Here is a 10,214-nt window from a genome sequence, read left to right as displayed (position 1 = left end):
GGAATGATACATAGGTTACTATTGAATGTGAAGTAAGTATTTTCCTACCCTGTAAGTATTTTCCTTATTGGTTTCGCTTTATTTACTATTAAGTTAGTTAATAGCTGATTATTTTTTAATCTTAATTGAAATAGTCGATTCGCCTAGAGTGCAACTTGTTTACATTGACATCAATAATGTTTATTGTTGCGACGCCCAATCTATATTGGGCATACATCGATGTAATTAAACTTCATGGGGAATACTATGAAAAAAACAGCAATCGCACTATTAGCATCTTTTGCTTTTGGTGGCGTAGCGATGGCTGCTGTTGAAGAGACAACAGCAGCGTCAACCACTGGCGGAGCCGCTGGCGGTACAGCAGCGACAACGGCAGCAGTAGGTACAGTAACGGCAACGTCTGTAGCTATCGGTGGCGCACTTGTAGCGGGTGTAGTAGTTGCAGCAAGCAATTCAGGTACTTCTACTACCACTACAGTAACCGCAGCGCAATAAGCGCCTGCTTAATTCACAACCGCCATTGGCGGTTGTTTTTTAAATATTCAAATGACGAATTTTTATTATTAAGCCCCTATTATGAAGTTTGCTATTCACTCGTTATTTATTTGTTGCGGTTTTTTAATTACAGGCTGTACACAAAACACTCAATATTTTACTGATTCTTTAAATCTTGCTCTATTTGGCCCTGAATCATTAAGTATCTCGCAAAATAAAATTAATGAGTTGCCCTACGCTAGTATTTATGTAAAGCAAGGGGATAACCCTCAAGCATTAATGATATTAGCTTGGGCCGAAAAAGAGTCTCGCCAATTTCAATCCAACCCGCTGGCTTTAAAATATTTATCCGCAAATCATGAGATGATCGTTACCTCTGCAGGGCGAATCACTAAAACCGTGAATTTGCTGGATGCGAATTTATCCAATATTCGATCGCAGCAGCCTGATCCTCTAGCGATTGGTTTGCATGATTCCAGCACCCCGCGCTACTGGGAATATGAGATCAGCTGGCAGCCGGGCTATCACACCCAATATCACGCTCAATCTCGCTTTGTTGTACAAGGTGAGGAGCAAAAGCTATTGCCACAGGGCGCTAGAAATTTATTACATGTGGTGGAAAATGTGACGATTTTAGCGATTGACCAACATTACACGAATCACTATTGGCTTGAGCCAAGCAGTGGCGAAGTCGTCGTTAGCGAACAAACGCCAGCTCCCGGCATGGCGCGCTTTGAACTGATTGTTGCTAAACCTTTCTCAGGAGCGAATAAGTCATGATTCTATGGCCTAACTTAATACGCTACGTTTGGCTAGAAAAACGCACGTTACTGAGCGCATCAGTGCCAAAAGCTATATTAACAAAAGCTACATTAATAAAGCCTACATTAATGAAGCATTTTCTGCTGGGCGTATTATGCGCATTATCACCGGCTGCCTATAGTGCACCGGCTAGTGTGGTTGAAATAAGAAGCGCAGAGAAACCTGCCCTCTCCCTCTCTTTTGCATCTGTGCCAAGAGTGGATGAGTTAGTCATCAATGCGCTGAATGCCAGTGCGCAGTTACCTGCCGATATCGATTGGCTAAGCAGCGCCTTGTTTGATGTGACCAGCCCGTATCAAAAAAAGCAGCAGGTTCTGCTTGCGATCACCCATCAAGAAAGTTTGGCCGCATCGGCTCACAAAAAGCGCTGGCGTCAGCTGAAAGAGCAGCTACGCGCGAATGCTTTTGCACAGCGTATTTTTACTCCGCTTGATCCCGACATCACGCGCATCACGGCCAGTCAGAACCCGAAGTTACAAGGTCAATGGCTGCTGTCACTCAATACGTTACCCACCACAGTATCAGTTTTGGGGAATGTTAAACAAGCTGGTGACATGGCTTGGAAACCACGCACCGATGCGGGTCATTATGTTCGCTCGGCAGGCCTTGCTGAGGCGGATATCTCGCAAGTATGGGTGATTCAACCCGATGGTCACGCCTCACTGCATGATATCGCCTATTGGAATCACGACTTTCAAGATATCGCGCCCGGAGCGACACTTTACGTGCCTTTCCCTATCGAAACGACGTCACTTTATCCTCAATATTCACTACACAATGTGAACGACATTGTCGTTGAACTGCTGCGAAATCAATTGCCATGATGAAACTGAGTTATCTTTCGTCTTCGACGATTCAACCACCTCGCGTCACTTGTATGGCGTGCTGCATTGCGCTTAGTTTGGCGTTACCGAGCCAAGCTGACGAATTCAGCTACCCGACGCTGGTGCATTCTCAAACTGATTTTGGTGGTACAGGCTTAATACAGATGCCCAGTGCCCGCATGATGCCAGAAGGTCAATTCAGTTTAAGCGTCACAAACAACGATGATTACATTCATTACGTCAGTTCACTCCAACTCTTCCCATGGCTAGAAGCGACGATTCGTTACACGCAAGTGCATGAGCTACTTTACAGTGGCGATACCAGCTTTAGCGGTGATACGAAATACACGGATAAATCGATTGATGCCAAACTGCGTTTGCTAGAAGAAGGATATTGGCTGCCGGAAGTGTCGGTAGGGTTACGTGATGTTGGCGGTACAGGTTTGTTTGATGGCGAATTCATTGCAGCCAGTAAACGTTTTGGCCCATTGGATGTCACACTCGGCGTTGGCTGGGGTTATTTGGGTAACAACGCGAACTTAACGGGTGATAAATCCTCAACACCAGATTGCGGTCGCGATGGTAGTTACAGTGGTAAAGGCGGCCAATTTGATATTGGACGGATGTTCACGGGTTGTACGTCGCTGTTTGGTGGGGTTGAATACCAAACACCTTGGCAACCACTGCGTCTAAAAGTGGAATACGATGGCAATGATTACCGCAGTGATTTTCCCGTCACCCGTGGTGATGCAGTAATGCCCGTTTCAACACCGTGGAACTTTGGTGTGGTATACGCTCTTGCTGATTGGGCCGATTTACGCCTTAGCTATGAACGCGGTAATACCTTTACCGCAGGCATTACCTTGGGTACGAACTTGGCGACCATGCAACCAGTGTGGGTTGATGAACCAAAACCCAGTTATGCTCCGAAAGTGAAATCACATGAGTTAGACGATGCTGAATGGCAAACGCTGCTTCATGACCTTGATGTAATCGCCGGTTATAAACAAGCGACTTTGTACCAAGATGCTGCCACCCTCACGATTGAAGCTGAACAATATAAGTATCGCGATCGTAAAGAAGCGCATGAACGCGCCGCATTGCTGCTGGAGAATCAAGGCATTGATGCACAGACATATAGCATCATCGAGACGGCCAATAATCAGCCTCTCACTGAAACCAGAATAAAAGCGAATGCGTTTGCCCGCGTTGCTGACCGTGATTACCCTAACGCGCACATCACCGATGCCAGTGCGCGTGGTAACCCTGTCGCGATCAATGGCGAAGTAAAAGCGCAGCAGTATGATGCGTGGCAATTTGGTTTAGCGCCTGTGTTGCAGCAGTCTTTTGGTGGCTCTGAAGACTTTTATTTGTACGCGCTTGGTGTCAGTGCCAATGCCAGCGTACAAACACGAGATCATTGGCTACTCTCTGGCAGCCTTTATGGCAACCTTGCCGATAACTACGACAAATACAAGTACACCGTACCGCCAGATGGTACTGATTTGAAACGGGTTCGTACCTTGTCTCGACAATATTATGAAGATGCCGTTCGCCTTGATAGCCTGCAACTAACCTACTTTGATACTTTCGGCCAAAGTTGGTTTGGTCAAAGCTACGCAGGGTATCTCGAAACCATGTTTGCTGGTGTCGGCGGCGAAATACTCTATCGTCCATTAGGCAAAAATTGGGCGGTTGGGATTGACGGAAACTATGTAAAACAGCGCGACCCTGACACCGCTTTCGGTCTGTATAAAGAAGAAGTGCATTATGATCCACAAACGAAGAAAAACTATCGAGTACAAACGGGCACAGTAACAGGCCATGCAACACTCTATTGGCAGCCTAAATTTTGGTCATTGATAGACAATACCTTACTTAAGGTCAGTGCAGGGCGTTACTTAACCGACGATATCGGTATGTCGGTCGATTTTTCTAAACAGTTTGATAGTGGTGTAATTGCCGGGGCGTTTATTTCTAAAACCAACCTTTCTGCAGAAGAGTTTGGTGAAGGCAGTTTTACCAAGGGATTTTATGTTTCAATTCCTATGGACTTGATGACCATTCGGCCGAGTACACAGCGCGTGACCGTATCTTGGTTACCGATTCAACGTGATGGTGGGCAAATGCTGAACCGACAATATCGCTTGTACGATATGACGGATGCACGCTCACCTTGGTATGGTCGCCCTATCTCAAGCAACTAGCTTAGACTATCGTTACTAATAAGAAGAGAGCTCATTTATGGGCTCTCTTTTTAATGCCTGCCTAAAGAATATCCCTACTTTTCAACAAGAAACAGCCACTCCACTATTGATTAAAACATCCACTATAACTATTTTTTATGTGACACATGGCAATGTAATCCATTGCATCTATACTTTATTAGGTAAACACATTTGATCTAGATGCGCATCAAGATCTCGGTATTGTTGGCTTTGAATAGGAGGTTCTTATGTTCCTTCAGCCTGTTATCGGATCTCATTTCTGTCGGTTATCTCGTTACTCAATGTTAGTGCTTACTTTCATTTTAGTGGGTTGCGCAGGCTCTAACGGGCGAACCATGAAAGCGCAAAATCCCCCAGCGATTAATTATGAATTCACCGGTATTCCATTGCTTTATTTTGGTTATGGATCGAGTGTGCCCTTAACTCCAAATTTAAGCTTAACTGCAGCTCATGTGGCAAAAATGAATTATGCCAAAGTGGTGGCTTACCATCCCACTTGTGATGTGGCTTTGATCGAGTCAGACAACCAACATGTTGTACTTCCAGAATTAGGGCTAGTTTATCAAGGAGAAAAAATAGAGGCGTTTGGTGTGAGTGGCAGTGGTGATGTGGTGATGGGAAAAGGGACGTACCATTTGGACTTAAACTTCGTCAATAGCCGTTACTTCAGCCAATGCCCAGCCAGCATTACAGATGCCCCAATACGTTCGGGCATGAGTGGCGGTGGTGCATTCAATGCACAAGGCGAATTGGTCGGTATATTAGCGGCTATTGCCAATAAAGCAGATACGAGGCTTGTGAACGGAGAAGAATTAGATATCGAACGCTTAAGCATTTTTGTTTCGATCAATTTCATCCAACCGTGGTTGAAAGCACAAGTGAACACTTACCACCACGGAGAATATCAATGGCCAAATCTAGAAACGAACGAAACAAGGTTAGCGCGGCAGCAGTAAACTCAATAAGCCGAATTGAATAGCCGATAGAGATTATCTGTTCGGCTATATTTTCTAGGCTTCATCGCTTATTCTGTTTTCAGTCTTCATCTCTTCAGATTTAGCCAATTTTTTCCACACCAAATCACAAATACCATCACTAGGAGTAAAACCTGTCGGTGCTTCAAGCAGCAGCTCACGGATCCTCTCATGATCAAAGTTATGGCAAGCAATATCGAGCTCTTCCAAAAGATGCATGTATTGAGGTAACGGTAAGTTTACTTCTGTCGCGGTCATGATTCGTTCATGTGCAGTGTGCTCAACATTGTCACCTATCAGAAGCTCTTCATACAGCTTCTCACCGGGGCGTAGGCCTGTATAACTAATTTCAATATCACCGTATGGGTTAGATTCGTCTTTCACTTCCAACCCAGAAAGCTGAATAAGATTTTTGGCAAGATCTGAAATACGCACAGATTCCCCCATATCGAGAACGAAGACATCACCACCTTTGCCCATCGCTCCTGCTTGGATCACTAACTGTGCAGCTTCTGGAATGGTCATAAAATAACGCGTTATTTCAGGATCAGTAACAGTTAAAGGGCCGCCTGTTGCTATCTGTTTTTTAAACAGTGGTACCACGGAACCAGAAGAACCCAGCACATTACCAAAACGCACCATACAAAAACGGGTGCCTTTAGGCTTCTCATTTTCTTGCTCTGCCAAGGCTTGTAAACCTAATTCAGCCATACGCTTAGTCGTACCCATTACATTAGTCGGCCTAACTGCTTTGTCTGTAGAGATAAGTACAAAAGACTCAACTTGAGCTTCTACTGCAGCTTTTGCGGTGTAGTAAGTACCAAACACATTGTTTCTTACCCCTTCAACGACATTGAACTCAACCAAAGGAACATGCTTATAGGCGGCGGCATGGTAAATGGTTTGAATGCTAAAGCTTTTCATCACCATTGATAAACGATTAATACGCTGAACAGAACCAAGCAGAGGTACGATTTCAATATTTAGTTTTTTGCGGACAATAAGTTGACTAAGCTCTCGATCAATTTGGTATAACGCAAATTCAGAGAGCTCAAAAAGAATCAACTTTTTCGGCTGGCTGAGGATAATTTGTCGACACAGCTCTGAGCCAATCGAGCCCCCAGCCCCGGTGACCATAACGACTTTATCTTTAATGTTTGCTTCCATTAACGAGCGCTGTGGTGTAACCGGGTCTCGCCCAAGTAAGTCCTCAATCGCAACGTCTTTTAGCTCATCAATACTCGCCTTACCTTCAACAATATCTTTCATATCTGGTACGGTAAGTACTTCCGCTGAAAGGTGAACCAGGGACTCCAGTATTTTCTTTCTTCGAGCACGTGAAGCACTTGGTACTGCAAGTAGTATCTGCTTTACATTATGTTTAGCAACTAGCCTATCTGCATGACCAACATTGTGTACACACAACCCCATAATCACGGTCTTTTCAAGGGTTTTATCTTCATCAATAAACCCTACTACTTTATGAGTTTCCGAATTTCTGAGCGCTAGTGCAAGCTGCCTTCCCGCTGAGCCCGCCCCATAAATCAGCACTGGCTTGTTTCCTTGACAATTGAGCTGAGCAACGAGCACACGCACAATCAGCCGAGCACCACCACATAATAGAGAAAGAAAAGTTCCATAAATAATGGGTAACGAGCGTGGAATAGGTGCATTAAAATAGAATGCGAGTACAGCAACAGAAGCTGCCGAGATCAACGTACCAATACTAACCACAGCCAACGCATGAAAGGTCAAATAACGCAGAACTGCTCGGTAAAGCCCAAGTTTAAAAAAAGAAACGATGGTGATAACAGCAACACCAGCCACTAGATAGGGCACTGTTGGTGATTTAATTAAAACAATATCACCAATTCTCACCCAATAGGCAGCATAAAAAGAGAATACGATAAAGAAAAGGTCAATTACTACGCTGATAATGCGCTTATTCACCCGCGATAAATTCCAGATAAAATTTAGCCTAGCCATATTATTTCTCTATATAAACCAACGCCAATACTGTCTGATGTTGGCTTTAAAAACTTATTAAGTTAGGGATCCACGGAAAAATCATGAACTTCCCCATCAATAAAGGCTCGAAAACACCTTTAAAAAGGTACTCAGGATCCATCGCACACATTGCTCTTTTGTCTTTAATACTAGAATACTTGCTTTTAAAGTCGTTCCACTCTTCAGTATGTTTAAGCACATTTGTCTGATCCTTGCGAAGTTCTCTGCACTTTCTTCAGCCCTTTTTCGGCAAGTATCTTCGCCAAATTCAGTATCGAGCGTCCAATGCATCGACTCAATTAACCAGTGTGAACGCGTTTAATTTAACAACTCTATAACATTTAAATCCTTCGAGCTAATATAGTACCTCACCGTAACTTCCGACTCTTTCGCTACGGTACGGAAACCGCATGAACATCACCGCCCTGTAAAGCTTTCGAGAACCTTACTTAGGTAGTTTTCGTCCATTGCGCAGTTCATCCGTTTGCGTTTAATACCACCTTTAAAGGTGGTTTCACTCTTTAATAGGTTCAAACACATCTGCCTGATCCTTGCTAAAGCCTCTGCGCGATCATCGGCTCTAATACGAGAGTTGTCCTCACTAAATGCGGTATCAAGGGACCAATGCATGGCCTCTACGCCCCAATGAGAACGCGTCGCTTCAAGCAGCGTTTGGGCTTCTAATTCTTTAAACGAATACTCACATCTTGCTCTGTTGCTACAGCCGATTCTTGGCGAATCGAAGCGACGATGCCCATTGATTTTAGCTCGGGCCATTCATGCTCAATATCACCTAAAACCGACAAATCACGGTTCACTAAAGCCACTCTCGTTTCCGTTCTTCCGTGACTTTTTTCTTGAGTACTGTAAGAACTGCCGTCAAAGTCTTGAAGCATGTCCATTCGAAAATAATCATCAAAGGCTTGCTCAAGCATTCCCTGATCACCTTTCACTGCTAACAAATAATCCGCTTCTTTATCGAGAATTTTTTGCGCTATTTTCTTTTGGCATCCCATTGCATCAATCGTAACCAAGCAGCCTTTTACCTCTAGCAAGTCAAGTAGCTTGGGGATCGCGGTAATTTCATTACTTTTACTATCAACCTTCTGTTGGCCGATACTCATTCCGTTTGCAGTAGCAAAAGCATTCACCATGTGAATCGTTCCTTTACCTTTCGAGCGGTCATAAGAGCCACGTAATGTTTTACCGTCGATAGCGATGACTTCTCCATCCGTCAGTGTATGGCAGTCCTTCATCCAAGCTATAAAGCTTCTTTGCAACCCTGCCGGATTCATCATGCCCACCACACGAGACAGCGTATCTGCAGAAGGAATACCAGCGTCAAATTGACCATATCGTTTGAGTAAATCTAAGCGAGCATTGCCAAAATCGATAATGCCATCCCAGCCATCATGACCCGACAAGACGCCACAAATTGTCAGCAAAATAATATCTGATAATTTGTGATCTACTTTGCTTTCTTGTCGGTAGTCTTTAATGATTTGGAAATGCATAAATGGGTTGGTTAACTCGCTCATATTTAGGCTCCTATATTGTCTAGGAGCAATTAGAAAACAACGAAAATGATCTACAAGCAGATCTTTATTTTCATGTGGTTACATTCAATAGTTGGGATTAGTGATAGGTTCAAAACGGATTCTTAGCATCTTTGCAGCCCTTATATATCAACGACCTTCATGCGGTTTCCCTGCCAACCATTTGAACTTAATTGATCGACATTAATGTAATCGGGACTATTTTTTGTAACGGTTGCTGCATTGACTAATTAGTGGCACGTTTATCTAATTTATTAAATATTTCAGCTACTACCATTTTAGCCCCATGTGTAGAAAGATGATCGTCATCGTAGTAGTAAAGTTCACTTTGGGAGTGAGTAACACATCGTTGGCTATCTGCACAGAAGATGTCTCGAGGATAAATTCTGGTAGTAGCTCCATCTACTTCATCCAAGATCTGATAAGCGCGCTTAGATCGCTCAAGGTAAGCCTCATAACTCGTAGATAAATCTAGGTTATGCATTATGATCTGCTTCTCAACCAAGCTTCTGGTTACCTGTAAAGCTCTCTGAGTTTGATATTTTACGTTCCAACCAACTTCTGGAATAGGATACACCAAGACTAAATTGTCACTATTTCCCACCCAGCCCTCCAAGCTTTTTATAATTTCCTTATCTAAATTAGCTGAAGGTTCAACTGGCTCTGCCCAATACCTCTCGCCTATTTCGGCACCACCCTCGCCATTGTCAAAACGGGTACCCGTTAAGTAAAGAGGTAGTCTTGAAACATGCACAATAGTGAGCTTATCACTGCGATGCTCCTTAAGAAATTTACTAATCTCTCGAGACTGTAGAAAACAATTTTCAATTGGCACTGAGTTCCCATTTTGCTCTCGGTACATCATAATAGAATCTAGCCCTGTACATCCGCTAGGAGTGAATTGTCTGTACCCATATCCTCGTACCATTGCTTGTTCATATAGATTCTTCGAAAGTGTCGCGGCATGGCTGTCACCAATCAGAAGAATAGTCCCCTTACTTTCGTCTGAACCTGCTGCGTAACAAGAACGTTGCACTGTTTTAGCATGGCATATAATATTGCTTATACTGAACGTTTTTCGATCATCCATAGAATAGAAGATCGATTTAAGCGGACCTAGTCGCTCAGGCAAACCATCTTTTTCCTCTATATATTTCGCAGAGAAATAGAGCACACTAAACACAAAAACAATCGCACACCATTTCCAAACCTCCATTTTCTTAAGCCTAAATGGCCTTTCTATAAAATAATATGTCATCACAGATAATAAAAATATGAGAGCCAGCATGGCTGCGAGGGGTAGAAAAC

General features: G+C 43.6%; 7 protein-coding genes and 1 pseudogene. 5 read left to right on the top strand and 3 right to left on the bottom strand.

All coding sequences use genetic code 11. From position 1 onward, the window contains the following. Positions 1–246 precede the first annotated feature (246 nt). The 5 genes from AACU59_RS00400 to AACU59_RS00380 all read left to right on the top strand — a co-directional run bounded on the left by AACU59_RS00400 (position 247) and on the right by AACU59_RS00380 (position 5,325). Positions 247–495, top strand: a complete 249-nt coding sequence (locus tag AACU59_RS00400) for a hypothetical protein (RefSeq protein WP_064626008.1) — start codon at positions 247–249, stop codon at positions 493–495. 81 nt (positions 496–576) lie between these two features. Continuing rightward, positions 577–1,275 (top strand): YjbF family lipoprotein, encoded by a 699-nt coding sequence (locus tag AACU59_RS00395; RefSeq protein ID WP_161437820.1) that lies wholly within the window; start codon positions 577–579, stop codon positions 1,273–1,275. Next, positions 1,272–2,141: a capsule biosynthesis GfcC family protein gene (locus AACU59_RS00390; RefSeq protein WP_094144863.1), complete on the top strand. Its 870-nt coding sequence runs from the start codon at positions 1,272–1,274 to the stop codon at positions 2,139–2,141. Before AACU59_RS00395 ends, AACU59_RS00390 begins: the two co-directional genes overlap by 4 nt. Beyond that, the gene (locus AACU59_RS00385) at positions 2,138–4,348 is read left to right on the top strand and encodes a YjbH domain-containing protein (RefSeq protein ID WP_094144864.1); all 2,211 of its coding nucleotides are present in this window, start codon (positions 2,138–2,140) and stop codon (positions 4,346–4,348) included. The genes AACU59_RS00390 and AACU59_RS00385 overlap by 4 nt, the downstream gene beginning before the upstream one ends. A 248-nt stretch (positions 4,349–4,596) precedes the next feature. Beyond that, positions 4,597–5,325, top strand: a complete 729-nt coding sequence (locus tag AACU59_RS00380; protein WP_094144865.1) for a S1 family peptidase — start codon at positions 4,597–4,599, stop codon at positions 5,323–5,325. Between the two features lie 54 nt (positions 5,326–5,379). Here the strand turns inward: AACU59_RS00380 and AACU59_RS00375 are convergent, their stop codons facing one another. From AACU59_RS00375 to AACU59_RS00360, 3 genes and pseudogenes are all read right to left on the bottom strand, one after another. Continuing rightward, a complete protein-coding gene (locus AACU59_RS00375; RefSeq protein ID WP_094144866.1) occupies positions 5,380–7,329 on the bottom strand; it encodes a polysaccharide biosynthesis protein in 1,950 nt (649 codons plus the stop codon). Between the two features lie 438 nt (positions 7,330–7,767). After that, positions 7,768–8,888 (bottom strand): annotated as a pseudogene (locus AACU59_RS00365) (ISAs1 family transposase). A gap of 244 nt (positions 8,889–9,132) precedes the next feature. After that, positions 9,133–10,214: SGNH hydrolase domain-containing protein (locus AACU59_RS00360; RefSeq protein ID WP_272925479.1), on the bottom strand; the 1,082-nt coding region annotated here is incomplete at its 5' end.

The sequence above is a fragment of the Vibrio sp. V23_P3S9T160 genome (assembly GCF_963886625.1).
In the GTDB taxonomy this organism is placed as follows: Bacteria; Pseudomonadota; Gammaproteobacteria; order Enterobacterales; family Vibrionaceae; genus Vibrio; species Vibrio anguillarum.
Note: the sequence above shows the minus strand (reverse complement) of the source record. Positions and strands in the feature narration are given on the sequence as shown.

Excerpts from the sequence above, each read along its gene's own strand:
- AACU59_RS00390 (WP_094144863.1), top strand. The coding sequence starts at position 1,272 with ATGATTCTATGGCCTAACTTAATACGCTACGTTTGGCTAGAAAAACGC.
- AACU59_RS00395 (WP_161437820.1), top strand. The coding sequence starts at position 577 with ATGAAGTTTGCTATTCACTCGTTATTTATTTGTTGCGGTTTTTTAATT.
- AACU59_RS00375 (WP_094144866.1), bottom strand. The coding sequence starts at position 7,329 with ATGGCTAGGCTAAATTTTATCTGGAATTTATCGCGGGTGAATAAGCGC.
- AACU59_RS00380 (WP_094144865.1), top strand. The coding sequence starts at position 4,597 with ATGTTCCTTCAGCCTGTTATCGGATCTCATTTCTGTCGGTTATCTCGT.
- AACU59_RS00385 (WP_094144864.1), top strand. The coding sequence starts at position 2,138 with ATGATGAAACTGAGTTATCTTTCGTCTTCGACGATTCAACCACCTCGC.
- AACU59_RS00400 (WP_064626008.1), top strand. The coding sequence starts at position 247 with ATGAAAAAAACAGCAATCGCACTATTAGCATCTTTTGCTTTTGGTGGC.